Annotated in this window: 23 protein-coding genes; 8 read left to right on the plus strand and 15 right to left on the minus strand. The window is 63.7% G+C overall.

Translation table 11 applies throughout. From position 1 onward, the window contains the following. Positions 1–182 precede the first annotated feature (182 nt). The 5 genes from NBT82_RS14430 to NBT82_RS14450 form a co-directional block, all read right to left on the minus strand. A complete protein-coding gene (locus NBT82_RS14430; protein ID WP_251328805.1) occupies positions 183–1,859 on the minus strand; it encodes an ATP-binding protein in 1,677 nt (558 codons plus the stop codon). Next, positions 1,826–2,491: a DUF8166 family protein gene (locus tag NBT82_RS14435; RefSeq protein WP_251328806.1), complete on the minus strand. Its 666-nt coding sequence runs from the start codon at positions 2,489–2,491 to the stop codon at positions 1,826–1,828. The genes NBT82_RS14430 and NBT82_RS14435 overlap by 34 nt, the downstream gene beginning before the upstream one ends. 73 nt (positions 2,492–2,564) lie before the next feature. Further along, complete coding sequence (locus tag NBT82_RS14440) at positions 2,565–3,830, minus strand: DNA double-strand break repair nuclease NurA (RefSeq protein ID WP_251328807.1); 1,266 nt, start codon at positions 3,828–3,830, stop codon at positions 2,565–2,567. Next, entirely contained in the window at positions 3,830–6,541 is a 2,712-nt protein-coding gene (locus tag NBT82_RS14445; protein ID WP_251328808.1) for an AAA family ATPase, read from the minus strand. The genes NBT82_RS14440 and NBT82_RS14445 overlap by 1 nt, the downstream gene beginning before the upstream one ends. Next, positions 6,538–8,052 carry a metallophosphoesterase family protein gene (locus NBT82_RS14450; protein WP_345780653.1) on the minus strand — a complete coding sequence of 505 codons (1,515 nt, stop codon included), beginning with the start codon at positions 8,050–8,052 and terminating at the stop codon, positions 6,538–6,540. Before NBT82_RS14450 ends, NBT82_RS14445 begins: the two co-directional genes overlap by 4 nt. A gap of 696 nt (positions 8,053–8,748) precedes the next feature. Here NBT82_RS14450 and NBT82_RS14455 point away from each other — a divergent pair. Continuing rightward, on the plus strand, positions 8,749–10,140 hold the full coding sequence (locus NBT82_RS14455) for an ATP-binding protein (protein ID WP_251328809.1): 1,392 nt from the start codon (positions 8,749–8,751) through the stop codon (positions 10,138–10,140). 198 nt (positions 10,141–10,338) lie between these two features. On the opposite strand, the gene NBT82_RS14460 is transcribed toward NBT82_RS14455, so the two are convergent. Further along, positions 10,339–10,866 carry a hypothetical protein gene (locus tag NBT82_RS14460; protein ID WP_251328810.1) on the minus strand — a complete coding sequence of 176 codons (528 nt, stop codon included), beginning with the start codon at positions 10,864–10,866 and terminating at the stop codon, positions 10,339–10,341. Between the two features lie 81 nt (positions 10,867–10,947). Here NBT82_RS14460 and NBT82_RS14465 point away from each other — a divergent pair, with 81 nt between their 5' ends. Further along, complete coding sequence (locus tag NBT82_RS14465; protein WP_251328811.1) at positions 10,948–11,604, plus strand: CRISPR-associated protein Cas4; 657 nt, start codon at positions 10,948–10,950, stop codon at positions 11,602–11,604. Here the strand turns inward: NBT82_RS14465 and NBT82_RS14470 are convergent. From NBT82_RS14470 to NBT82_RS14480, 3 genes are read right to left on the minus strand one after another with little or no spacing between them, the layout of a single operon-like run. Then, entirely contained in the window at positions 11,587–12,168 is a 582-nt protein-coding gene (locus NBT82_RS14470; protein WP_251328812.1) for an L-threonylcarbamoyladenylate synthase, read from the minus strand. The two genes, NBT82_RS14465 and NBT82_RS14470, sit on opposite strands and share 18 nt — an antisense overlap. Position 12,169: 1 nt before the next feature. Continuing rightward, positions 12,170–12,682 carry a redoxin domain-containing protein gene (locus NBT82_RS14475; protein ID WP_251328813.1) on the minus strand — a complete coding sequence of 171 codons (513 nt, stop codon included), beginning with the start codon at positions 12,680–12,682 and terminating at the stop codon, positions 12,170–12,172. After that, a complete protein-coding gene (locus NBT82_RS14480; RefSeq protein ID WP_251328814.1) occupies positions 12,682–12,966 on the minus strand; it encodes a glutathione S-transferase N-terminal domain-containing protein in 285 nt (94 codons plus the stop codon). The genes NBT82_RS14475 and NBT82_RS14480 overlap by 1 nt, the downstream gene beginning before the upstream one ends. Before the next feature lie 101 nt (positions 12,967–13,067). Between NBT82_RS14480 and NBT82_RS14485 the strand changes: the two genes are divergently transcribed. Then, on the plus strand, positions 13,068–14,441 hold the full coding sequence (locus tag NBT82_RS14485) for a hemolysin family protein (protein ID WP_251328815.1): 1,374 nt from the start codon (positions 13,068–13,070) through the stop codon (positions 14,439–14,441). A gap of 4 nt (positions 14,442–14,445) precedes the next feature. On the opposite strand, the gene NBT82_RS14490 is transcribed toward NBT82_RS14485, so the two are convergent. From NBT82_RS14490 to NBT82_RS14500, 3 genes are all read right to left on the minus strand, one after another. Then, positions 14,446–15,618 (minus strand): inorganic phosphate transporter, encoded by a 1,173-nt coding sequence (locus NBT82_RS14490; protein WP_251328816.1) that lies wholly within the window; start codon positions 15,616–15,618, stop codon positions 14,446–14,448. A gap of 70 nt (positions 15,619–15,688) precedes the next feature. Continuing rightward, complete coding sequence (locus tag NBT82_RS14495; RefSeq protein WP_251328817.1) at positions 15,689–15,850, minus strand: DUF7859 family protein; 162 nt, start codon at positions 15,848–15,850, stop codon at positions 15,689–15,691. Positions 15,851–16,209: 359 nt separating this feature from the next. Continuing rightward, positions 16,210–16,785 carry a metallophosphoesterase gene (locus NBT82_RS14500; protein ID WP_251328818.1) on the minus strand — a complete coding sequence of 192 codons (576 nt, stop codon included), beginning with the start codon at positions 16,783–16,785 and terminating at the stop codon, positions 16,210–16,212. Between the two features lie 76 nt (positions 16,786–16,861). Here NBT82_RS14500 and NBT82_RS14505 point away from each other — a divergent pair, with 76 nt between their 5' ends. Then, a complete protein-coding gene (locus NBT82_RS14505) occupies positions 16,862–17,803 on the plus strand; it encodes a cation diffusion facilitator family transporter (protein ID WP_251328819.1) in 942 nt (313 codons plus the stop codon). A gap of 23 nt (positions 17,804–17,826) precedes the next feature. Here NBT82_RS14505 and NBT82_RS14510 read toward each other — a convergent pair whose 3' ends face one another. Further along, complete coding sequence (locus tag NBT82_RS14510) at positions 17,827–18,870, minus strand: threonine aldolase family protein (protein WP_251328820.1); 1,044 nt, start codon at positions 18,868–18,870, stop codon at positions 17,827–17,829. A 238-nt stretch (positions 18,871–19,108) separates the two neighbouring features. Then, a complete protein-coding gene (locus NBT82_RS14515; protein ID WP_251328821.1) occupies positions 19,109–19,696 on the minus strand; it encodes a cyclodeaminase/cyclohydrolase family protein in 588 nt (195 codons plus the stop codon). Between the two features lie 158 nt (positions 19,697–19,854). Between NBT82_RS14515 and NBT82_RS14520 the strand changes: the two genes are divergently transcribed. The 3 genes from NBT82_RS14520 (at position 19,855) to NBT82_RS14530 (ending at position 22,077) form a co-directional block, all read left to right on the plus strand. Then, positions 19,855–20,427 carry a DoxX family protein gene (locus NBT82_RS14520; protein WP_251328822.1) on the plus strand — a complete coding sequence of 191 codons (573 nt, stop codon included), beginning with the start codon at positions 19,855–19,857 and terminating at the stop codon, positions 20,425–20,427. A gap of 206 nt (positions 20,428–20,633) precedes the next feature. Then, positions 20,634–21,722 carry an aminopeptidase gene (locus NBT82_RS14525; RefSeq protein WP_251328823.1) on the plus strand — a complete coding sequence of 363 codons (1,089 nt, stop codon included), beginning with the start codon at positions 20,634–20,636 and terminating at the stop codon, positions 21,720–21,722. 7 nt (positions 21,723–21,729) lie between these two features. Further along, positions 21,730–22,077 carry a hypothetical protein gene (locus tag NBT82_RS14530; protein WP_251328824.1) on the plus strand — a complete coding sequence of 116 codons (348 nt, stop codon included), beginning with the start codon at positions 21,730–21,732 and terminating at the stop codon, positions 22,075–22,077. A 15-nt stretch (positions 22,078–22,092) separates the two neighbouring features. On the opposite strand, the gene lrp is transcribed toward NBT82_RS14530, so the two are convergent. Further along, the gene (gene lrp, locus NBT82_RS14535; protein WP_251328825.1) at positions 22,093–22,554 is read right to left on the minus strand and encodes an HTH-type transcriptional regulator Lrp; all 462 of its coding nucleotides are present in this window, start codon (positions 22,552–22,554) and stop codon (positions 22,093–22,095) included. Positions 22,555–22,680: 126 nt separating this feature from the next. Here lrp and glnA point away from each other — a divergent pair, with 126 nt between their 5' ends. Further along, the gene (glnA, locus tag NBT82_RS14540; RefSeq protein WP_251328826.1) at positions 22,681–24,060 is read left to right on the plus strand and encodes a type I glutamate--ammonia ligase; all 1,380 of its coding nucleotides are present in this window, start codon (positions 22,681–22,683) and stop codon (positions 24,058–24,060) included. Positions 24,061–24,123: the final 63 nt, after the last annotated feature.

Consider the following 24,123-nt stretch of genomic DNA (forward strand, 5'->3'; position numbering starts at 1 on the left):
CAGTCGCGTCAGTCGCTTCTGCGGGTTGTTTCGTGAGCATCCAGTTCTTAAGCGTGAGGACTGACCAAGGAGACACGTAGGACGTCCGGTAGAGGGCCAAGGGGAGCCCGTAATTAGCGGAGTCTTAGGTTCTAAAACTAGCGTATCCTGGAGGGATAACCAGCTATTCACACACTCCTCGATCAGTCCAGATCTTGCACTCCTGTCGAATCACCCTCACCGAAGTCAGCTCCTTCTGATCGCGTCGGTTTGCGCTGCCGTTCATCGTAGGCGTCATGCCATTCCTCGATGACTGGCCGGCTTCCAGCCCCGTGGGGCGTGCGTCGCTGTCGAACCTGGATCAAGGCTGGCGTGTTCATCGCATCCCCTGAGACGACTGCTTGCCCGGGCGTTAACCCTGGAAGTTCTCTGAGAACATCTTCGCCGGCGGCTTCGACAGAATTCTTGATCGCGTCTTGGTCGTTCGGGTTCTGGATTTGCATCGAAATCTGCGTCCCACACTGTGATAGTACGTCTTGATCGATTTTCGACGGTCGTTGACTGATAATTCCGAGCCCGAACCCGAACTTGCGGCCTTCGGATGTGATCGTCCGCATAATTCCTAACGACGGAGCATCACCAGAGGCCGGGGCAAACCGATGACCTTCCTCAAAGAGCGCGAATATCGGATGGTCGATTGCAGACTCGCGGTCCCGCACGTCATCGAGTCGCTCTCGATACATCCGTCGTAAGAGAACGGTGGTGATGAGTTGCTGATCCCATCGATCCAGCGTGTCCATCTGAAGCACTGTACACTGTCCTGCATCCACAATCTCGTCCAACGGGACGTTTTCTTCGGGATGGAAGAGATCATTCCGCTCGATCGACCGTCGGAGTCGCCACTCTAAGGCACCAACACTTGCGTCATCGTCACCGTAAATCCGCTCCATTTCGGCAATGAGTTCGTCTACGCCCCACGTCCGACTCTCCTGTCTCTGCATCGCGCGCCACGCCGTCGAAAGCCGCTCTTGCATCCGATTACTCGGATTGTCCAGGATCGCCATCACGTCGCCGATCTCCAGTTCAGAGATGCGAACGCGAAGTCGCTCCGGGTCATAGTACACAATATCCGGCTCATACCCATCCTCATCCTGGAAGGCCGCCTCGCCCTGCATATCAGCCAAGGTATCGTACTCGCCGTGCGGGTCAAACACGAGTAGTGATGCGCGTGCACTCGGCCGCATCATCTCCTCGATCAAGACAGACGCAGTGTAGGATTTCCCGCTACCAGTCGATGCGAGGATCGCCAAGTGTGTCGAGGCGAACTCCTCGATTGGGATGTGAATGTTCGTCGCTTCAGCGGGACGGTTCAACAGCCACCCGACGTGCGCGATGCCGTCCAGGCCAGCCACATCCGTACTGTCCGTTTCACACCCGAGGTTCGGAAGCACCGTTTCGAGTTGCTGATCCGGAGCGATCGACAGCGGTGTTCCCGGATCCGGGAGCTGTCGCGGATTGGCGAACGTAGTCATGTCGGTGTCGTAGTATCCGATGACCGTTGCGGTCAGTCGGTACAACTCGGTGTCATCGGTCGGCACACCGAGTGTCGCCGCGACCGTCTCCGGGCCGACTTCTGGATCGGCGAGGAACCCCTCCGGCAAGCCTCTGATCAGTTCGCGGTTCGTGACACGAGCAAAGACCGACCGCTCGCCGCCATCGGCCGAGACGGTATACGTGATGAACTCGCCCGTCTTGATCGACCGGTCCGACGGGGTTACGAACACGAATTCGTTCGGATCTTCACCCGGTCCAGCGACGGTCCCGACGACGTCTGAGCGGCCAGCCATTAGACCACTCCTCGGCGTTCTCGTGCCTGCCACTGCACGTTCTGTTCAACGACATCAAGGACTCGCTGGTTCGGGTCATCCTCCGGAAGGATCCCCTGTAACCGGTCAATGAGTGTGACGATGACCTCCGCACCGAGGTCGCCTGCGATATCCACCAGTCGATCCATGTACGCCAGCTGAATCTGGTCGTCGATTGTGTGGAAGGAGCGCGTGATTTCATCCGGACAGTGGAAGACGGTATCATCGACTTCCAACGTCCACCGCGGCATCTGATGCGTCGGATTCGTGATCGTCCGATCATCAGTGATGACGGCAGTCCCGAGCAGTGCGACACCGGCGAGGGTTGTGCGTTCCTCAATATAGCCAGGGGTGAATTGCGCCTGATCCTCTTGGGCTAATCGTGGGCCAGTACGACCCTGGTCAGGATCGATCAGTTGCGTATCGTAGATCACGCCCATGACCGCGTGATCGGTCCCGTCGATGGTTTTCTTGATGAAAACTGGTTGGCCGAACTCGCGTTCGTGGAGTTCCGGTGGCCGCTCACAGTCTCGTTCCTTGTAGACCTCGACGACATAATCTAAGTGGCTGTTCGAAGAGACGACACTGCCAATCTGAACGCACGAGTCAAGGTCTAACTGGTCGCCGGCTGTCGAGTGATCGGTCATTGGGTTCCTCCTGTCCTGTTAGGTAGTGCTGCGGTGGTGACTCTGGCTAGTGAACTGCTGGTGTTGTGGTGAATCATCGTCGTCGAAGCTCCTTGCTGAGTGCTTTGGCGTTCCATTCGAGCGGCACGTCGTTCGAGTCAGCCCACCGTTGGACGACTCGCTGGAACTGCTGGCGGTCCTGATGGTCTAACACGGCGTCGCTATCGACCTGTTGCAGGATTTCAGGATATCCTCGCCCGATCCCTGCTTCTGCCCGGACAATATCGACGGTGTACTCGTACATCGAGTCGTAGGCGTCAGGCCCGTCACTGCGGCAGAGCCAGCCAGGGAACTCGATCCGGTCGAGTCCAGCACCTGGCGGTACATTGAGGTACGAGAACAGGATGTCGTCGCGGAATTCGTACGCTTCCCCGTCGTACGTTGCCTGCAACGCGTCGATGCTCCCGTCGCGTTTCGAGATAAATGGGATCGTCGTGTCGCCCCACGGACTCATTAGCTCGGTCAGCACGTGGGCGTCGGGAATAACGCGATCAGTCCCGAATTCAGTAGGTAAGAGCAGTCGCGTCATCTTCACCAGTTCAGTGGCGGACGACCCGGCAACGTACCCGACCAGCGGAATCTCGTGGTGTTGACTCGCCGCAATAACGCGACTCAGCGTCGAGATGTACCGCTCTCGGGTCTCTGGCTTCAATGGGTTTGCAAATGACGCGATCAACGGCCCGTCATAGAACGCGACCGGCGTGTGGTCGATGTCACCTGCATCACGCGCGTCGGCTATCGCCGAGAGTTGGTCGATGAGGAGCTGGCCCTCGTGCTCAAACCGGTGATGACCCACGAGTTGGGAATCAACGAACCGGTAGTCACCGTCGCTCGATTCTTGCGTGACCTCGTCAGGCGTCAAGAGCCGTCCCTCAACGCCGCGGTCAAGCCGTCCCTCGGCGTGATGGTGGTTGACTGCCCACGCCGCTTGGACGTACGCGAGCGGGACATTGAATTGTGTTGTCGGCGGGAGCTGTGACCCATCGACAGCCAGCACCGGGACGTCACGAATAATCTCCCGCGCCCATTTGTTGACCTCCTCGTGATTCTCCCACCCGTCACTCTCCGGGTACGGGACAATGATGCTGTCCACGGCATCAAACTCGCCCGTCGGAGACGCCCCTGGATATGATGCATCCTGCAGCGCCGCGCGAATGTCATCGGACGTCCACTCGTCGGGCAACCGCTGAAACGCGTCTCGATACCGCTCAACGATCCCCGTATCGTCTTCGAGATACGACTCGATCGTCTCAACGTTCGCCTCCAATTCGGACGCGACACCGCGTTTATCGATCGGCATTAATTGACCGACACCTCCGACGTCTGCCGGTCTTTCTCGACGGTAATCGTGTAGTCAGTCATCGAATCGAACGTCTGGTCGTGACTAATGACCGTGAGTTGCTCGAAGCTATCCAGCTGTTTGAGCTGCGTGACGAGATTCCGTTTCTTTTGCCGATCGAGATTCGCCGTTGGTTCATCTAGGAATGCGACGCCGACCGATGCCAACTGCTCTAGGATCGCCAACCGCACGGCGAGTGCAGCCGCCATCTTCTCCCCACCACTCAACGTCGAAAACGACTTCTGAACATCTGCGTCATGCACGACGATCTCGTAATCGCTCGTCCACTCCAGCGTCTCAGCCGACGCGCCGCGAATCGAGCGGAACAACTCATTTGCCCGGGACCCAATCCGGTCGGTGATGATTTCCCGCATCTTCGGCCCGGCTTCCCGGACGTTCTCCCGGACCCACTTGGCGAACTGCTGGTCCGCTTTCAGTTCTTTCAGTTGCTGGAGTTTCTCCTGGCGCTCCTCTATCTTCGTCTCCAATTCCTCGATTTCCTCGCGCTCCTTCCGCAGGTTCTCCTCCTTCTCATCAAGCGTCCCTTTGGCCCGCTGGATCTCACGCTTGAGTTCCTCGATTTCTGATGCAAGCGTCTCGAATCGCTCATCATCGAACGATGTCTTCGTTTCTTCCAGTTTGGCCTCTGTCCCTTCGAGATCCGCTTCGAGGTCCGCGAGCTTGCTCTCCAGTTCGTCGACTCTCTCCTGCCGCTCATCCACCTGCGACGCCTGCTGTTCGTGCTTAATATACGTCTGATACGCCGATTCCGTCTCCTCCAGCGTCTCCTTGACCTCCGCCAACTCCTCATCCAGGCCGTCAAACTGCTCTAACTCGTCTTTGATCTCCGCGAGCGCCGACTGTTCCTCCTCCAATTTGGCGCGCTTTTCGTCCAACTCTGCAGGCACATCAACATGCTCCTCAACCCGGAACTCGGCAGTCTGGTACTCGTCGTACGCCTCCTCTAAGTCGTCTCGCTCGGCTTCAAGATCCGGGAGGGCCGCCAAGTCGTCTTCCAAGTCCGCTAACTCCGCTTCCTTCTCTTTCTTCCCGGTTCGCAGGTTTTCGATCTCATTCTCCAACGATTCGATTTTGTCCCGATGAACAGGCAGCTTATCGACACGCTGCTTGACTTCCCTCGCCGCCTCACGCCGCTCACGCAACTCAGCCAGTTCTTCAGCCAGTTCCTCGCGTTCCGTCTCGATTTCCTCGATTCGAGTTTCACGCTGCTCGATTGCCTCCGACCGATGGCCTTCGTTTAACGGCCGGTCACACGTCGGGCACGGCGCATCAACATCCGTGTCACGCAACCGATCCAGTTGTTCTTCAAGCCGCTCACGCTCGCTCGCCAACTGCTTCCGGCGCGCCTCCCGATCGTTGATTTCATCGGAGAGCGTTTCCGGATTCGTTGTCTCCTCCCACTTCGCTTCGATCTCCGCGATCGTCTCCTCTACCGACTCGATTTCCTCCTCCTTCTCTTCAATCTCCTCGGCCAACTGCTCGATTTCCTCTTCTAACGCCTCAATGTCGTCTTCACGGTCTTTCAGCGACTTGATGCGGTCATCGAGTTTCTCGTACCGCTCCTTATCCGCTTCACGCGCCTCCAGCGTCTCCCGAGCCTCCTCCAGTTCTTCCAAGTCCTCTTCCAGCTGTTCGACCTCGAATCTGATTTCCTTGATCGTGTCTTCCTGTGCATCGCGTTTCTCAGCCAGCTTGTCTCGTTCAGCCTCCCGCTCCTCTAACTCTTCCTGCCGCTCGCTCGCCTGCTTGTACTCACGGTACCCCTCACGATTCGCCTCGCATTTCTCCTGTGCCTCTTCGGCCGCTGCGAGTTCCTCCTTCGCTGTCTCCAAATTGCTCTCCGTCGAGTCGATGTCCCGCTCCAGCGAGTCAACCTCTTGGTCAAGCCGTTCGATTTCCTCTTCGACGGCCTCCAGCTCTTCGTACTCAGCCTCCTTCTCCGACAACTCACTTGATTTCCGCTCGATACGCTCCTCAATCGCCGCAACGTCATCGGCCAGTGATTCCGCTTCCGCTCGCTTATCCGGCAGCCCCTGTACCTCGCCGGTGAGCGTATCGATGTCGCTACGAAGGTCCTGTTGCTGGCTCTCGATCGCGTCCGGGATGTCCTTGAGCGTCTTCCACGCCTCCTCGTACGCGTCCAGATTCAGCAGCGCATCGAACGTTGCCTTGCGATTCCTGGGCGTTTGCGAGAAGTCGGATAGGAACCGTGTCTGAGGCACCCCAATACTAGAACTCCAGAGACTACTCAGCTCGTCTCCATCGTCAACATCGAAGCGCGCGCACAACCAGTCCACAAGCTGCTTCTTGGAATCGATATCCTGGTCGATCCACTCGTCAGCATCTGGATCATATCGGTGGACGCCGTACTTCGACCGACCAACCGACCGGACAATTCTGTACCGTTCCGTCCCATTCTGCGTGTCTTGCTCGAACGTGACCTCGACAGTGCCCGAACTTGCGCCTTCCCGCACGAACTCCTTGTTGTTGAACGGGAGCGAGTCGAACAACGCGAACCCGATGGCCTCCTGAATCGTCGACTTCCCCGCGCCGTTCTCACCGAGAATTGCCGTCACGCCGCCCTCGATCGGCACGACAGTCCGGTCGGCGTAGGACTTGATGTCTTCCAGCGCAACCTCCGTGATTCTCATTGCTCCACCACCTCCTCGGTCTCTGTCTCAGCCTCTGTGTCACCGCCGGTCGTGTCACCGGACGCCTCCTCGTCCGATTCGGCATCGGCGAACGGGTCTTCCTCGATATCCAGTACCACGTCGTCCGCCAAGTCCGGGAACAACTCCTGGCGGGCCGAACTCACCGAGTCACGGATATCCTCGACGGCTTCGTCGGCTTGGGCCATCTGGTGGGCGTTCCCCAATACGTCAGCGACGTCGGCTGCGTGGTCATCGTAGATCGATTCCTTCGCAATCGTCTCGAAGACGCGGTGTTCCAGCGCCGCCGTGTTCAACTGCCCATCCTTGAACACCTCGTCCTCGTCGATCTCCGAGAGAAGTTGCTGCACGTTTGCCGTCCGAATCCCCGTATTCACCTGCACGTACAACGCGTCGCACGCGTCTTCCACCCACGCCGCGAGTTCATCTGTCCGGAAATCGCCGCGGCTGAACTGCAACGTCCCTGTGAATCGCAGGTCAATAATCGGCGCTCGCGGCTCACCCCGCGCCATGAACGCGGCCTGACTGCAGTACTCCGTCATCGCAGCCTGCTTGTCCGTTACGTGTTCCCGGAACGCGGTTTCGAGGTCGCCGGGTGACTCGTGCGCGGTGACGTCGAACTCAATCCGGTAGTACGGCCGTCGCTTCGTCGGGTGATGGTCTACATCGAACTCGGGGGCGTCACCTCCGGCATCGGCTCCGTCGGTGTCGAGTGTGACTGAGTAGTAGCCGTGATCCCACTCAGGTCGCCCTTCCCGCGTGTTATGTGCTTCCGGCGACCCGGGATTGTAGATCCATCCACCAGACTCGTACCGCTTGTGAATGTGTCCGAGTGCCAGGTAATCCACGACGTCCTTCATGTCCCGCAGTTCGCCGTGGGTTACTGCCCCGCCGAGCGTCGGCACCTCATCTTCAATCCCGAAATGCGCCAGCAACACGGTCCATGCCGGCTCACCGTGCATCTCATTCGTCTCTTCGATCCCCTTCGCCACTTGCTGGAGGGCCTGCCCGGTCTTCGCGCCACGCCACTGCAGGCCGAACACGCGAATCGGCCCATCCAACCCCGCGACATCGATATCATAAAACCCTGCAGACTGCCCCGGGTCCTCCGGATCGTACGGGGTAAACCACGCTGTCTCTGGATCCGCATTCAGTTCGGCGTTCAGGAACACGATGTGGCCGCGCTGATGCAGGTAATTCAACCACGTCACGTCACGCGGCGTCAGATTCTCATCATGGTTACCACGCGAGACTAACACCGGCACCTCATCAGGTATCCGTTCGAGCTCCTGTTCGATCTGATGCAGGATCTTTGGGCGGAGATCCCGCGAGTGAAACAGGTCACCCGGTAACAGAATCACATCCGTCCCGCGCTCCTCAATCATCTCTTGGAACGCAGCACGCGTGGTCGATACCATGTCGTCCTCACGCTGTTTCAATCCGTACTGTCGATGGCCGAGGTGGGTATCAGCGATGTGCGTAAGTGTCATCATATTTAGTTATTTTTGGAGGGTACTTGTTCAGCCAAGCGTGCTATCAGACCACGCAGCTGAGAGTATATGACGATGTGTAAACGGACGGTTATTAAATGCCAGCCAGCCAGGGTGAAAGTAGAATGCTAATCTGCAGTAGTGCGTGGCCGGTTTCGGCCTGTTGAGGATGAATCTGATAACGAACGAAACAGAGTCTCGGACAGTTGAGTGGGCGACACCCACGCCAAGTGGTGGTGAGTATCTGGATACCTTGGTGTTGAGCCGTGACCAAGCACGTGAGTATGGTGACGAGCTTATGATGTCCCTACAGGTGGATGGAGGGATGCTGCAAGAGCGGGGGATAGATTCCGCTGAGCCGTTTGCGTGGAAGATTGAAGACGGGGAGTTGCTGATAAAGCAAATCTCACGTCAATTGTTCGAAACCGTTCCAGAGAGCGACCGAGACGATGCCGAGTACGCCAGTCAAGTACTAGACTAGCGAGCGAGACGACCGATAGGCGACGCACGGTAGTGGTCGGTCGCGTCGATCGGAATCGAGACACTGGTCGTTCTCACGGTCGCTAGCGGTCATAGTGAGTCGTTTCTGCTGTCACCGATTATATTCAGAGAACAATTCTCGAATAGCCTATTTCTAGTTAGCCTATTCTAGATTAGTCTATTCGAGTGTTTTATTTGACTGGACGCCAGTCAGAGGATATGGAGCGATTCGTGGATCGAGAGGATGAACTCGGCCGGCTTCGAGATTGCTATGCGTCGGATGACGCTGACATGGTCGTGATTTTCGGGCGTCGCCGTCTCGGGAAGACCAAACTCGTCCGAGAGTCACTGGAAGGCCGCGATGACGCCGTCCTGTACCAAGCAACCGAAACGACCCGTCAGATCCAACTGGATGCGTTCGTGGACGTGGCGGCAGAGTCGTTTCCAGGGATCGACCGGATCGAGAGCGAGTGGGAGTCACGACTCGGGTATCTCGCTGACCAAGATGCGGTCGTCGTGCTGGACGAGTTCCCATACCTGATCGATGCCGACGAGAGCCTCCCATCGGTGATCCAGCGACTGTGGGATCAGGAGTTGCGTGACACTGGCCTGACCCTCGTCCTCATCGGATCCTCGATCAGTATGATGGAGGAGGCGACACTCCTCGGGAACAGTCCGCTGTACGGCAGGTTCACCGAGAAGATCGATCTCCGGCAGCTCGATTTTGCCGCCGCGCGTACGTTCTTCCCAGAGAGCTATACCCCCGAACAACTGCTGCTCGCGTGGGGTGTGTTTGGCGGGACCCCGTACTACTTGGACGGCGTCGAACTGGACGACGACCTCGGAACGGTCATTCAGGGGTCGCTGCTGTCACGGCAGGGATTCCTGCACGACGAGCCGGAGTACGTGCTTCGCACCGAACTGACCGAGCCGAACCGGTACTTTGCCATTCTGAAAGCGATCGCGGCCGGGAACACGTCGTCGAACGAGATCGCACAAACGATCGGGATCGACGGCAAGCAGATTTCGACGTACACGCAGAAATTGGAGCGGTTGCGACTGGTCGAGCGTGAGGTGCCGGTGACGGAGGACAAGACGAAGTCACGCCGCGGGCGGTACCGGATTCTCGATCCGTTGTTCAGGTTTTGGTTCCGGTTCGTCTACGGCAACGAAGACCGGTACGAGCGGTTGGGCGTCGACGCCTACGAGACGGTCATCGAACCGGAGCTTGCGGACTTCGTGAGTCAGGAGTTCGAAAGTCGCTGTCAGGACGTCCTTCCCGAGTTCTATCCTGATCTGATGTTCACCGATATCGGTCGCTGGTGGTACAACGAGTACGAGGTGGATGTGGTTGGGTTCGCTGCAGACGGGACGATGGTGACGGGGGAGTGCAAGTTCACGTCCGCGCCGCTCGATTACAGCGCGCTCGCCTCGCTCGAAGACCACACTGACGAGATTCGATGGTCGCCTGATGGTAGCGAAGTCACGCACGAGTATGCGCTGTTCGCCCGAAACGGGTTCACGCGATCCGTTCGGGATGCAGCGACCGACCGTGACGATCTGCAGTTGTTCGACCTCGAACGGATCGTTGAGCCGAGCGTGTCGCACTAGCGGTGTCGAGGGGTCTGATATCGGTCGATGACGAGACGTGGCGAACTACGCTCTGAGTCTTCAGGCTGGAGTTGCAGAGTACAGAGCTCATATTCAGCACGCACAGCCGTTCAGTTCGTGCCTGTTGATACGCTAATCTTGCGGTTCGAAGCAGGAACCATTCCACGTTTTCCCCGGTCCCCGTCGCCCGGGGGGATGCTAGTACCGGACGACGGCGTCCAGAATGCCGGCGGTCTGGCCGACGCCGACGAGGACGAGGCCGAGGAGGGGCGACACGGTGGAAACGGCGTAGACGGCCACGCCGAGCGCACAGAGGACGCCGCCACCGAGGTAAGGGAGCGTCGCGGCGTCGATGAACGACGGGGCGACGGACCCGGTCCGCTCCGCGGCGACGGCCGCGCCGGTCCGGAGGAGGCCGCCCGCGGGCAGACCCATCCAGGCGTAGAGCGCGACGGCGAGGAGCAGTTCGACGTCGAGGAGGAATCCGACGACCCCGAGCGCCGTGGCGACGAAGCCGACGGCGACGACCGACCGCCAGGTCCGAAGGACGCCCACGGACATCTCCGTCCACCCGGTGACGGCGAAGCCGGGGAGCAGGACGGCCATCACGAGGTGTGCGACGAACAGCGCGTGGATGGAGACGGCGCCGAGGTGGGCACCGACGACGACGGTCCAGGCGAGAGGCACGAGAAGTCCCGGGCCGGTTTCGCGGAGGCGACGGAGCATGGGGAACGGCAGGGTTCGGAGCCACAAAGAGGGTGGTGGCGATACCGGAGTTTCAAGTGTGGGAAGGGGGCCAGAGGCCCCGTGATCACCTTCTCCTCGCTCGCGCGGGCGGCGTACTGCCCGCGCCAGCACTACTACGCCGAACGGGACGACGACGTCCGCCCCCCGCCCACCGCCCGGGAGCGGCGCGACCTGGCGTTTCGATATCCGGAACTCCGGAGAGCGAGCGACGCGGCGCTGGCCGCGGAGCCGATCGAGCCGTCGCCGTCGGCGTACCGGGCGGCGCTCGACCGACTCGCGACCCGGGCGGACTGGGACGGGCTGGTCAACCCCGTGGATCGAGAGGTCGTGCTGACGGGACGGAAGTGTCGCGGGGTCGCACACAAGGTACTCGACGGGGATCCGCCGACGCCGACGTTCGTCTCGCCGGGACGCCCGCCCGACCGTGGCGTATGGCGCCCACAGCGGGTACGGGCCGTGGCGGCCGCGAAGGCGCTGGCGTGGGAGCGGGAACGCGAGATTCCGGCGGCGCTGGTCGAGTACCCTGCCCACGGGGTCGTCCGGCGGGTGGCGTTGACCACACGGAACAAGGCGGCCTACCGGCGGACGGTGCGGACGGTCCGTGAGGTGGATGGGCCGCCGCCGCGGATCGACGACGAATCGAAGTGTGCAGCCTGTGACTACCGCGAGCGGTGTGGGGTCCGGACCCGCTCGCTCAAATCACTGCTCGGCCTCTAGCCAGGCGTCGATCGCGCCGGCCGTCGCCCCACGGCGGTGGATCACGCCGCGGTCGGGGTCGACCACGGTGCTCTCGGTGCCCGACGTCTCGCCGCCGTCGAGGACGACGGCGACGCCCTCGCGAACCCGGTCGTCGAGGTCGGCAACGCGGACGACACTCGGCGACCCTGAGCGGTTGGCGCTGGTGGCGGTCAGCGGCGGCGTCCGGGCGAGGAGGGTCCTCGCGATCCGGTGATCGGGGACGCGCACGCCGACGCGGTCGCGGCCGGCGGTCAGGGCGTCGGGCAGGACGGGATTGCGCTCGACGACGACCGTGACGGGGCCGGGGAGGAAGCGGCGCATGAACCGCACCGCGCGGTCGGTCGGACGGGTGTGATCGAGGGCGGCGTCCACGTCCGGGACGGCGAGAGAGAGAGGGTTCTCCCGCGGCCGATCCTTCAGGTCGAACACGCCCTCGACGGCGTCGCCGTCGGTCGCGTCGGCGCCGAGCCCGTACACCGTCTCGGTGGGGTAGACGATCGCACGGCCGGACCGAACGGCGGCGACGGCCTCGTCGACGGACATCTCAGTCGGCGAGCGCGCGAATCTCGCGTTCGAGGTCGTCGTAGGGTGGGAAGTCCGGCCACTCCGCGGCGACCCACGCGTACCGGACGGTACGGTCCCCGTCGATCAGGAAGGTGGCGGGGCGGGCTTCGCTGACCCCCGCCATCCCGTCGAGGTCGTGTGTGACGCCGTACGCCTCGGCGACGCCGTTGGCAGGATCGGAGAACAGTTCGAAGTCCATCTCCCGGTCCTCGATGAGTCGCTTGTGGGCGTAGGGCGTCGAGACGGAGACGCCGACGACGGTGAGGTGATCGTCGAGTTCGCGGTCCCGGAGTTCTTTCCAGATGTACGTCGCGGGGAACGAGCCGTTCATGGGGAAGAAGACGAGACAGACGGGGCCGTCGGCGGTCAGGTCGGACAGCGAGGCGTCCTCCCAGAACTCGGCGTTGACGAGCGGCCGGGTGAAGTCGGGGGCGCGGTCGCCCTCGGCGACGTGGTCGGTCGCGGGGAGGGAAACGACCTCGAAGTCCACCATCAATCGTCACCCCCCGCGTCGACGAGGGCGTCGCCGTAGGTCGACTCCAGGTACTCCACGACGTTGGCGGATTCGGACATGGTCACGCCAGTGCGCTCGTCGACGATGGCTGGGACGGGGCGGGACCCCGCGACCCGTTTGACGACGTCTCGCTCGGAGTGTAGGGGTTCGACGAACCGCGAGGTGTAATCGAGGCCAAGGTCCTGCAGCGTCCGAACGACACGTTCGCAGTACGGACACGCCTGCAGGCGATACAGGGTGATCGGTGGATCGCCATCGGACATGGCTGGTGGTACGGCGGGCGCCGGCCTAAGCCCTTCGCCCGATGCATGGGCCGCGCGAGGGCAACGCTTAATTCAGATCCGTGATTAGATCGGATACTTCCATGGGTTTGTCGTCGACAGCGAGCGCCGCCGGAGTCGAATATCCGGCGCAAATCGCCGACTTCGTGCCGTTGACGGACACGACCGTCACCATCGGCGGTTCGGTCGCAATACTCCTTTTGATCGCGCTGTCGGCGTTTTTTTCGTCCTCCGAGATTGCGATGTTCTCGCTGGCCCGCCACCGCGTCGAGTCGATGGTCGAGGAAGGGATTCCTGGGGCGGCGGTGGTTCAGGAGCTAAAATCCGATCCGCATCGACTCCTGATCACCATCCTCGTCGGCAACAACATCGTCAACATCGCCATGTCGTCGATCGCCACCGGGCTCTTTGCCATCTACCTCTCACAGGGCCAGGCGGTGCTCGCGGCGACGTTCGGCATCACGACGCTCGTGCTCCTGTTCGGCGAGAGCGCGCCGAAGTCCTACGCGGTCGAGAACACGGAGTCGTGGGCGCTACGGATCGCCCGCCCGCTCCAGTACTCCGAACTCGTGCTCATGCCGCTGGTCATCGTCTTCGACTATCTGACGCGGGTCATCAACCGAGTGACCGGCGGGCGATCGGCCATCGAGACGACCTACGTCACCCGGGACGAGATTCAGAACATGATCCAGACCGGGGAGCGCGAGGGGGTAATCGAGGAGGAGGAACGCGAGATGCTCCAGCGCATCTTCCGATTCAACCGCACCATCGCCAAGGAAGTGATGACCCCGCGGCTGGATATGACGGCCGTCCCGAAGGACGCCGCCATCGACGAGGCCATCGAGACCTGCGTCCAGAGCGATCACGAGCGCATCCCGGTCTACGAGGGTAACCTCGACAATATCATCGGCGTCGTCACCCTGCGGGATCTCATCCGGCAGAAGGATTACGGCGAGGGTGACGTCGATCTGACCGACGTGGTCCAGCCGACCCTTCACGTCCCGGAGTCGAAGAACGTCGACGAACTGCTGGAGGAGATCCAGGAGAATCGGATGCGGATGGTGATCGTCATCGACGAGTTCGGGACCACTGAGGGGTTGATCACGCTGGAGGACATGGTCGAGGAGATCGTCGGCGACATCCTGGAGGGCGACGAGGAGGAGCCGTTCGAATTCCTCGAAGATGACGTGGTGATCGTCCGCGGCGAGGTCAACATCGACGAGGTGAACGAGACGCTCGATCTCGATCTGCCGGAGGGCGAGGAGTTCGAGACGCTCGCAGGGTTCGTGTTCAATCGCGCCGGCCGACTGGTCGAGGAGGGCGAGACCATCGACTACGACGGCATCACGATCCGGATCGAGCAGGTGGACAACACCCGGATCATGAAGGCCCGGCTCACCATCCACGACGAGACGGAGGCCGAGGACCCGACCGACGAGGCCGAAATCGAGGGGTAGGTGGCTACGTCACGAACGCGTCGATGGCGGTGAACGCACCGAAACTGACGGCGAACGCGAGGAGGAGCGAACCGATCCACGCGAGGACGGTGTAGATCATCTTGCGGCCGCTGACGCCGCTGCCACCGGCGGCGTAGCCGGAGCCGATGATCGCCGAGACGACGATCTCGTTGAACGAGACGGGGATGCCGAACGCGACGGCGGCCTGGGCGATGGCAAAGGAGGGGATAAGGGCCGCGATCGACCGCCGGGGACCAAGCGAGGAGTAGTCCTGTGCGAGCGCCTTGATCATCCGCGGGGCGCCGGTCCACGAGCCGAACAGGAGGCCGATCCCACCGCCTGCGAGCACTGCGGGCAGGGGGATGGTGAGGTCGTCGAGCAGCGGAACCAGCGGGCCGATTGCCAGCCCGACCTGACTCCCGCCGGCGGAGAAGGCGACCAGTCCGCCGAGCGAGAGCAGGAAGCGACGCTGGGTGGTTTCGGGATCGGTGACGAGCCCCCGGTAGAGGACGGCAGTCACGAGCACCGCACAGGCGAGCGCCGCGACTGGCGACCCGCCGGGGATGCCGGCGCCGAGGGCGGCCGCGATGGAGCCGGCACCGCCGTCCGGCCCGAGCAGGGCGAATTCGATGGTAGCGACGAGCGCCCCGACGAGGCCGCCGAGGGCGGCGACGGCGTACCGCTCTGGGACGGCGGGCGACCGGAGCAGTCGGGCCGTGGCGTACGCGACGCCGCCGCCGGCGAACGGGGTGAGCACCCACAGCGCCGCGATCTGTCGGTACTTCGCCCACGCGGGGTCACCCCCGAGGGCGAGGCCGACGCCGACGACGGCACCGGTGACGGTGAAGGCCGTCGCGATGGGGTAGCCGGTGAAGACGCCGATGGCGACGAGGATGGCCGCGGTGAGCAGGCCGACGATGGCGGCGGTGGCGGTCAGCGAGACGCCGCCGATCAACTGGGTGCCGACCGCCTCGGTGACGTTCGCCCCCTGGAGGACGGCGCCGGCAAAGCCCAGCAGGCCGACGACGAAGCCGGCTCGCATCACGGAGATGGCGTTCGCGCCGACGGCGGCGGCGAAGGGCGTCGATCCCGAGGAGCCCGCACCGATCGCCCACGCCATGAACAAACTCGCTATCGCGGCGACCACGAACGTCAGCAGCGTTCCGGTGGCGACCATCGGTTCGTGCCCTTCTGGGGGAGGGGGGTACTAATCGGTACCGGGCCACGACCGGTGGAGGCGAGGTGACCTACCGGTACCCCTCGTCGTACCCCTCCCGAAGCGAGAGGAGCGTCCGGCGGACGAGTAGGTAGCCGAAGAAGACGAGCAACAGCATCAGCCCCACCAGCGCGATGAAAAAGGGATCCTCGAGGAGGTCCGCGTACTGGAGCACCACGGAGGGAACGATCATGGTCGGAGGGTGGCTCGGGCCGCACAAAGCCGTTTCGCCGCGCCGTGGGCAGACTCAAACGGCCGTTTGAGCCTACGGTGTTTATATTATGTCGTCGGGTGTACGCCGGAGTGCGTGGTCCCCCGACCTCGCTTCGGCCCTCCATTCCGACGCTTCGGCCCTCCATTCCGACGCTTCGGCCCTCCATTCCGACGCTTCGGCCCTCCATTCCGACGCTTCGGCCCTCCATTCCGACGCTTCGGCCCTCCATTCCGACGCTTCGGCCCTCCATTCCGACGCTTCGGCCCTCCATTCCGACGCTTCGGCCCTCCATTCCGACGCTTCGGCCCTGCATTTCGCGTCCCGACGCGGGAGGAAGATCACTCCGACGCCGGAACACGGACCCGATCGATCACCTCCCCGTCGGGCGTCCGGAGCACGCCTACGAGTCCCGACTCGGGGTCCCGTTCGCTCTCGTCCGCCGGGCGGGCGACCGCCGGCACGTCCTCGTTCCCGACCGACCACAGTTCGGCGTGGCCGGGACGGTTGCCCCGCGGGTCGGCGTGGCTCCCGGGGTTGAGAAGCGTCGGGCCCCCGTCGGGGGCGACGACCGTCGGGCGGTGGGTGTGCCCCGAGACGACGAGTGCGGCGCCGCGTTGGCGACCGAACAGCGGAAGGGCAGTCGCGCCGCCGCGTTCGGTGTGGGTGACGGCGATCCGGACGCCCGCGTAGGCCGTCGACACGGCCGCGGGGAGTCGGGACCGTACGGCCTCGCGGTCGGCGTTGCCGTGGACGGCGACCAGACGCGACGTGGCCTCGCGGAAGCCATCGAGGACCGTCGGCGTGGTGAAGTCGCCGGCGTGGATCACCAGGTCGGCGTCGGTCACGGCCTCGCGTGTGCGACCGGTCAGGCGGGGGTCGTCGGTTCCGTGCGTATCGGCGCAGACGACGAGCATGGCCCCGGAGAGGGCCCCCGACGGCAACACGGTTGCGGTCGGAAGGTTGAATCGGCGGCCAGCCGACGGGACGAACATGGCTGGCAGCAAGTCGGTCGTCCTCGCCGCGCTCGTCGCGAACGGCGCCATCGCAGTCCTCAAGTTCGGGGCGTTCCTCCTCACCGGGAGTCCCTCGATGCTCTCGGAGACGTATCACTCCATCTCGGATACGGGCAATCAGGTGTTGCTTCTGATCGGCATCCGGTACAGCGGGAAGGACCCGAGCGGCGAGCACCCCTTCGGCTACGGCAAGTCGCAGTTCTTCTATAGCTTTCTGGTGTCGGTCCTCCTGTTCGGCATCGCGGGCTGGGAGAGCCTGAAACACGGCTACGGCGCCATCGTCCACGGTCACTCGGCCGCGCCGGGGACGGTGACAGTCGGGAGCGTCACGTTCGACGCCGTCTACGTGAGCGTCGTGGTCCTCCTCGGCGCCATCGCGTTCGAGACCTACGCGTTCGTCAAGGCGAACGCCGAACTCCGGCGGCAGATGGAGAAGTACGACTGGAACGGGCTGGTGGAGGCGTTCAGATCGACGAGCGACGTGACGACGCTCACCGCGTTCACGGAGGACGCCATCGCCCTCGGCGGCGCGATGATCGCGCTCGTTGGCATCGTCCTCTCGCGGGTGACCGGCAACCACATCTACGACGCCGTCTCCGCGGCGCTCATCGGCGTCCTCCTGATGGGATTCGCGCTGGCGCTGGCCTGGGAGAACAAGCGCCTGCTGCTGGGTGAGAGCGCGCCGGCGGAGCTGGAATCGGCGTTCCGGTCGATCGTCCGCGAACAGCCGGGCGTCACCCACGTCGACCGGTTCCGGACGATGTTCGTCGGCCCGGCCGCCATCCTCGTCGCCGCCGACGTGAGCTTCGACCCCGAACTGAACACGGACGACGTCGACGCCGACATCGAGCGCATCGAGGAGAAACTCCGCGAGCACGACGACCGGGTGCGGTTCGTCTACATCGAACCCGAACTGTAGCCCGTCCGGACCGTCGTGAACGGTTACGTCGGGGTGTCTCGGTCCGCCGACTCGACGGCCGCCTCGATCCGGTCGATCGCTCGCTCGATGTCCCCCTCGTCGACGTCGAGGTGGGTACAGAAGCGGACGGTCGTCCCGCCGAACGGGACACAGCCCACGTCGTGGCTCGCACAGGCGTCGACGAACGCGTCGGCGGTGAGGCCGGTGCCCGCAACGTCGACGACGACGATGTTCGTCTCCGGATCGGCCGCCGAGACGCCGTCGAGAGCGTCGAGTCCCGCGGCGAGACGCTCGGCGTTCGCGTGGTCGGTCGCGAGGCGGTCGCGGTTCTCCAGCGCTCGGAGGCCGGGTGCGGCGATCACTCCGGCCTGTCGCATCCCGCCGCCGTAGCGCTTCCGGGTCCGCCGAGCGGCCTCGACGAACGCCGCGCTCCCCGCGAGCATCGATCCGACCGGGGCGCCGAGCCCCTTCGAGAGACAGAAAAGGACGGAGTCGACGGGTGCGACCATCTCGGCGGGGTCGACCCCGCGGGCGACGCAGGCGTTGAATAGGCGGGCGCCGTCGAGGTGGACGGGAACGTCGTGTTCGTGTGCGGCGTCGGCCGCCGCCCGGACGTGGTCGACGGGGACGGCGGCGCCACCGCGGGCATTGTGTGTGTTCTCGAGCCACAGGAGGCCGGTGCCGGGGCGGTGGAGGCTCCGCTCGTGGCTGTCGGCGTGGATCCGTTCGGGAGAGGGCACGGCACGGTCGCCGGCATCGACGGTGCGGGTCTGGAGCCCCGAACCTTGGCCGAGGTTTCCGAGTTCCCACCGGACGACGTGGGCCTCGCTGTCGACGAGCACCTCGCTCCCGGGATCGGCGTGGACGGCCGCGGCGGCCTGGTTGCCCATCGTTCCGGTCGGGACGAACAGCGCGGCCTCGCAGCCGACGACGTCGGCCGCGCGGCGTTCGAGTTCGGCCACCGTCGGATCGTCGCGATAGACGTCGTCGCCGACCTCGGCGTTGCGGGCAGCGTCGCGCATCGCGTCGGAGGGGGTCGTCACCGTGTCGGATCGCAGATCGATCATGGATCGACTCCGGAGGCCGAAGGCAAAAACGTGTGCGGTCGGGGCTTCGAGCCGACGCCGCTGTACGACGTGCCCGAGGAGCGTGGTTTCGCGGACGAAACGGCCCGTCCGGCGCGGCGAGTTCCGGGCTCCGAGGCGTGACGGCTCGGCAGTCGCATCGGTGCGACGTCGATCCGACACCGGTGACGGCCGCGTACGGACGCCCTCGGTGGCATCGGGGATCGCTTCACCCGCGACCTCACCGCTGCTCGACGTGTCGCATCGCTCGCTTCTCGGCACGGTCGGCTCGTGCCTCGATCTCGGCGGCACGGCGTTCGATCTCGTCGACGAACGACGGGTCCGGAATCCGATCCAGGTTGTGCCGGGCGGTGAGCAGCGACGCTCGAAGCGCCGCATCGACCAACAGGACGCCGGTGGCGGCGTCGGCCACGGCGGTGGGGGTCCCCGTCGCCGTCACGTCGGTCGCCAGTTCGAGGACGGTCAGACACGCCCGTGCAGTCGTGAGCGGGACGCCGACGGCGCGTTCGATTCCCGCTCCCGACTCCGGTCTCGCCTCGGTCCCGGACGCACCGAACAGTTCGTCGACGACAGCCGCGTCCGTCTCGGCGAGATCGAGGAGGTGACCGCGCTGAGTGCGAAGTTCGTCGCGCACGTCGGCCAGTCCCGCCGCGTCCGCGCCCCTTCCGACGGTGTGGATGCAGACCATCTCGCACAGCGCCGCGCCGAGGCCGCCGGCGACTGCGGCGGCGGTCCCGCCGGCGGGCGCCACGCTCTCGGAGGCTATCTCGTCGAGGAACCGATCGATCGATCGGGCGTTCGAGGTCACCGTCCCGGCCGTTTCGTGCGCCGGTACTAAGGAATGTGGGCGCGCCGTCGGTCCGTCCACGCCGCTGCCGGCGAACCTCTCTTCGTGGTGACCGGTGAGCCACACCACTGCGTTGGGATCGACGCAACGTTGATTATCACCAGCGGTGAGTCCAGGATATGTCGTCAAAAGAAACACTCGAAACGGAGATCTTCGGCCGACACACTACCTTCGACTACTCCGAGCAGTGGGTCGGCTATTCGTTGTTCGTCCTTCGGGTCGTGATGGGATGGACACTGTTCCAGGGTGGGGTCACGAAACTGATCACGTATCTCGACGGAAACCCGGAGAACAACTGGACCGCCGCCGGCTACCTCGCGAACGCGATCCCGGAAGGGAACCCCTTCGTGTTCCTGTGGGCGAACTTCGCCGGAAGCCCGCTCATCGATATGCTGAACATGTGGGGGCTGACGCTGACCGGCCTCGGACTGATGGTCGGGGCGCTGGTTCGGTGGAACGCGTTCTGGGGCGCGATCATGATGCTCTTCTACTGGGCGGCGGCGCTCCAGGGGGGCCTCCTCGCCGGCTTGCCCCTCGCCCACGGATGGGTCGTCGACGACCACATCGTGTACGCCGCCCTGCTGTTCGGTCTGGGTGCGTTTGGTGCCGGTCGCATCTTCGGTGTCGATGCGTATCTCGAACGGACGTCCGTCGTCGAGAACAACCCGTGGCTCAGGTACCTGCTCGGCTGAGATAGTTCCGGTTCGTAGGCCGCCGGTTCCGGCGTGACGGTGTGGACGGGCGAAGCGAACGCACTGCGTGTCCCCGTGAGCGCCGAGTGGGTGATTCCTAGCCGACACCGCCGTCCGGCAGCGAGCGGGACGGCCTCGGGTGTCCGTACCGCATACGGGGAACGGACTCCGAAAGGCTTTGCCGCCCGCGGCGGAACGCCTGTGACATGGACCCGCGCATTCGCACGCACGCAGAGATCATCGTGGATCACTCGACCCGGATCGAGGCGGGCGACGACGTGGTCGTCAGCATGCCGGCGGTCGCCGAGGACCTCGCCGTCGCGCTCCACGAGGTGTTGGGTGACCGTGGGGCGAACCCGGTGTACCTGCACAACTCCGAGCGCGCGGACCGGGCGTATCTTCGCGCGAGCGACGACGGGAGCTTCGAGACGCCGGGCCACCTGCTCGCACTCTACGAGGAGACGGACGCCGCCATCATCGCCCGCGGGGGGCCGAACGTCTCCGAGCAGAGCGACGTGACTCCCGAGACCAACGCCGCCTACCGTCGCGCGATGCGGCCCGTCCTCGACGAGCGACTGGGGACGCGCTGGTGTCTCACGCAGTTCCCCTCCTCGGGGCACGCCCAACTGGCGGGCATGAGCACCGAGGCCTACGAGAACTTCGTCTGGGACGCCGTCACGCTGGACTGGGACGCACAGCGCGACCACCAGGCGCGGATGGTCGACATCCTCGACGGCGCCGACGAGGTGCGGATCAGGAGCGGCGAGGGGACGGACGTGCGGATGTCGGTGGCGGGCAACCCTACCCTCAACGATTACGGCGAACACAACCTGCCCGGCGGCGAGGTGTTCACGGCGCCGATCAAGACGTCCGTCGAGGGCGAGGTACACTTCGACCTGCCGCTCTACCGCAAGGGCAAGGAGATCGAGGGCGCCCGCCTCCGGTTCGAGGACGGGAAGGTTGTGGGTCACAGCGCCGAGCGCAACGAGGACGTGTTGACCGGAATCTTAGAGACCGACGGCGGGGCGCGCTACCTGGGCGAACTCGGCATCGGCATGAACCGCTCCATCGATCAGTTCACGTATAACATGTTGTTCGACGAGAAGATGGGAGATACGGTCCACATGGCGGTGGGCAACGCCTACGAGGACACCGTCGGCGAGGGAAACGAGCGCAACGAGAGCGCCGAACATGTCGACATGATCGTCGACATGTCCGAGGACTCGACCATCGAAGTGGACGGCGAGGTCGTCCAGCGAAACGGCACGTTCGTGTTCGAGGAGGGGTTCGCGTAGGGGTTTTTTGATCCTTCAGCGAGCGCTCGTCGAGCGAGAGCCGACGAGCGTCGCCGACGTGGTCGTCGGCTTCGATGATGCGCTCCCGGTGCCGCAGTCGTCCCCGATCCGGCGGGCGAGGTGTGTCAACGTCTCCGGCGGGCTCCGCCGGGATCACGGCGTCACGCCGACCGCGTGGTCGATGGCCGGCGTCGCCGGGGCGGCGCTCGTGGTGCGGGTCGCCGAACTGACCGGCGGCCACGAACTCGCCTTCTACGTCGTCGCGGGCGTCCTCACGGGCGGCCTGCGCCGCTGGCGGGTGAACGTCGTCCGCCGGGCACGGCACCACGGGACGCCACACGGCGTCCACCGCTGACCCGCGCGGGGACGGTCACTCCCCGTCGACTTCGAGTTCGAACTGCTTGTTCTCGACGACGGCGTTCAGGACGACGCTGGTGTTGGACTCGCGGATGTCGGCGTCGGTCAGCAGCGTCTTGATCTGTTCGTTCATGCCGTCCGTGTCGCGGAACTTGCCGACGGCGATGACGTCGTAGTCGCCCGTGACTTCGTAGACGCTGACCATCTGCTTTTGATCGCGCAGGCTCTCGGTGATCCCGGGCAGGGCGCTTCCCTCGACTTTCAACTGGAGGATGGCCGTCACGTCGTAGCCGAGCGCGTCGTAGTTCACGCGGGGCGTGTACCCCTCGATGACACCTTCGTCTTCCAGGTCACGGAGGTGATTCGAGACGGTGGTGACGGAGACGTCGAGTTCTTCGGCGAGGCTCCGCAGGCTGGCACGACCGTCGCCCAGGAGCGCGTTGATCAGCTTCGCATCCAGATTTTCGTACGTCATGGCAGTTACGAACGTCCCGGGGGGTATAGAAGTTTACGAATATCCAATTACGAGAGATCGCGAGAGGAAATTGCAGCCAACAAAAAGGGCTTAATACTGGGAGTATAGAGTAACCCTGTCCAGAACATGACGGACGACACTACGGCGACTGACGGCGGCTTGACGGCGGAAGAACAGGACGTCATCGACGAGATCGACGAGGAAGGGGTCGACTTCCTGCGGCTCCAGTTCACCGACATCCTCGGGACGGTCAAGAACGTCTCGGTCCCGGCGAGCCAGGCGGAGAAGGCGTTCACCGAGGGGATCTACTTCGACGGCTCTTCGATCGACGGGTTCGTCCGCATCCAGGAGTCGGACATGCGCCTCGATCCCGACCCGGAGACGTTCGCCGTGCTCCCGTGGCGGAACGGGGATTCGGGTGGCGGTGCGGCGGCCCGGCTCATCTGTGACGTGATCGACACCTCGACCGGCGAACCCTTCTCGGGCGATCCGCGTGGCGTCCTCAAGAGTGCCATCGAGCGTGCCGAGGAGATGGGCTACCACGTGAACATGGCCCCCGAACCGGAGTTCTTCCTGTTCGAGGAGGACGAGGACGGCCGCGCGACGACGAAGACGAACGACGCCGGGGGCTACTTCGACCTCGCACCCAAGGACCTCGCGTCCGACGTGCGCCGTGACATCATCTACGGCCTGGAGAGCATGGGCTTCGACATCGAGGCCTCCCACCACGAGGTCGCCCAGGGGCAACACGAGATCAACTTCACGTACGACGACGCCCTGTCGACGGCCGACAACGTCGCCACCTTCCGCGCGGTCGTTCGTGCCATCGCGGCCGAACACGACCTCCACGCGACGTTCATGCCCAAGCCGATCGCCCGGATCAACGGCTCGGGGATGCACACCCACATGTCGCTGTTCACCGAGGATGGCGAGAACGCCTTCCACGACGAGGACGACGAGTTCAACCTGAGCGACACGGCCAAAAGCTACCTCGCTGGCATCCTCGAACACGCCCCGGCGATCACGGCCGTCGCCGACCCGACCGTCAACAGCTACAAACGGTTGGTGCCGGGCTACGAAGCCCCCGTCTACGTCGCCTGGTCCGACCGCAACCGCTCGGCGCTCATCCGCAAGCCGGCCGCCCGCGTCCCGGCCGCCTCACGGATCGAGCTTCGGTCGCCCGACCCGTCGTGTAATCCCTACCTCGCCTTCGCGGCCATGATCCACGCCGGTCTCGACGGCATCGAGAACGACCTCGACTGCCCGGACCCGGTCCGCGAGAACATCTACGAGTTCGACGAGACCAAACGCGAGGAGTACGGCATCACGACGCTGCCTTCGAACCTCGGCGAGGCCGTCGACGCCCTCGAAGCCAACGAGACGATCAGGACTGCGCTCGGCGAACACGTCACCGAGAAGTTCATCGAGGCCAAGTCCCAGGAGTTCGGCGAGTACATCGTCGAGGTTTCGGACTGGGAACTCGACCGCTACCTCGAGAAGTTCTGAGCGCGACCCACCCGCATCCATTTTTCCGTACGCGTCGACGACGGGGAGCGACACGGCCCGGAC

The organism is Haloplanus sp. HW8-1 (assembly GCF_023703795.1).
Taxonomy (GTDB): Archaea; Halobacteriota; Halobacteria; order Halobacteriales; family Haloferacaceae; genus Haloplanus; species Haloplanus pelagicus.

Bases quoted from the DNA above. Each gene is read 5' to 3' on its own strand.
- NBT82_RS14435 (WP_251328806.1), bottom strand. From the start codon at position 2,491: ATGACCGATCACTCGACAGCCGGCGACCAGTTAGACCTTGACTCGTGC.
- NBT82_RS14440 (WP_251328807.1), bottom strand. From the start codon at position 3,830: ATGCCGATCGATAAACGCGGTGTCGCGTCCGAATTGGAGGCGAACGTT.
- NBT82_RS14445 (WP_251328808.1), bottom strand. From the start codon at position 6,541: ATGAGAATCACGGAGGTTGCGCTGGAAGACATCAAGTCCTACGCCGAC.
- NBT82_RS14450 (WP_345780653.1), bottom strand. From the start codon at position 8,052: ATGATGACACTTACGCACATCGCTGATACCCACCTCGGCCATCGACAG.
- NBT82_RS14455 (WP_251328809.1), top strand. From the start codon at position 8,749: ATGGAGCGATTCGTGGATCGAGAGGATGAACTCGGCCGGCTTCGAGAT.
- NBT82_RS14460 (WP_251328810.1), bottom strand. From the start codon at position 10,866: ATGCTCCGTCGCCTCCGCGAAACCGGCCCGGGACTTCTCGTGCCTCTC.
- NBT82_RS14470 (WP_251328812.1), bottom strand. From the start codon at position 12,168: ATGTCCGTCGACGAGGCCGTCGCCGCCGTTCGGTCCGGCCGTGCGATC.
- NBT82_RS14475 (WP_251328813.1), bottom strand. From the start codon at position 12,682: ATGGTGGACTTCGAGGTCGTTTCCCTCCCCGCGACCGACCACGTCGCC.
- NBT82_RS14480 (WP_251328814.1), bottom strand. From the start codon at position 12,966: ATGTCCGATGGCGATCCACCGATCACCCTGTATCGCCTGCAGGCGTGT.
- NBT82_RS14485 (WP_251328815.1), top strand. From the start codon at position 13,068: ATGGGTTTGTCGTCGACAGCGAGCGCCGCCGGAGTCGAATATCCGGCG.
- NBT82_RS14490 (WP_251328816.1), bottom strand. From the start codon at position 15,618: ATGGTCGCCACCGGAACGCTGCTGACGTTCGTGGTCGCCGCGATAGCG.
- NBT82_RS14495 (WP_251328817.1), bottom strand. From the start codon at position 15,850: ATGATCGTTCCCTCCGTGGTGCTCCAGTACGCGGACCTCCTCGAGGAT.
- NBT82_RS14500 (WP_251328818.1), bottom strand. From the start codon at position 16,785: ATGCTCGTCGTCTGCGCCGATACGCACGGAACCGACGACCCCCGCCTG.
- NBT82_RS14505 (WP_251328819.1), top strand. From the start codon at position 16,862: ATGGCTGGCAGCAAGTCGGTCGTCCTCGCCGCGCTCGTCGCGAACGGC.
- NBT82_RS14510 (WP_251328820.1), bottom strand. From the start codon at position 18,870: ATGATCGATCTGCGATCCGACACGGTGACGACCCCCTCCGACGCGATG.
- NBT82_RS14520 (WP_251328822.1), top strand. From the start codon at position 19,855: ATGTCGTCAAAAGAAACACTCGAAACGGAGATCTTCGGCCGACACACT.
- NBT82_RS14525 (WP_251328823.1), top strand. From the start codon at position 20,634: ATGGACCCGCGCATTCGCACGCACGCAGAGATCATCGTGGATCACTCG.
- lrp (WP_251328825.1), bottom strand. From the start codon at position 22,554: ATGACGTACGAAAATCTGGATGCGAAGCTGATCAACGCGCTCCTGGGC.
- glnA (WP_251328826.1), top strand. From the start codon at position 22,681: ATGACGGACGACACTACGGCGACTGACGGCGGCTTGACGGCGGAAGAA.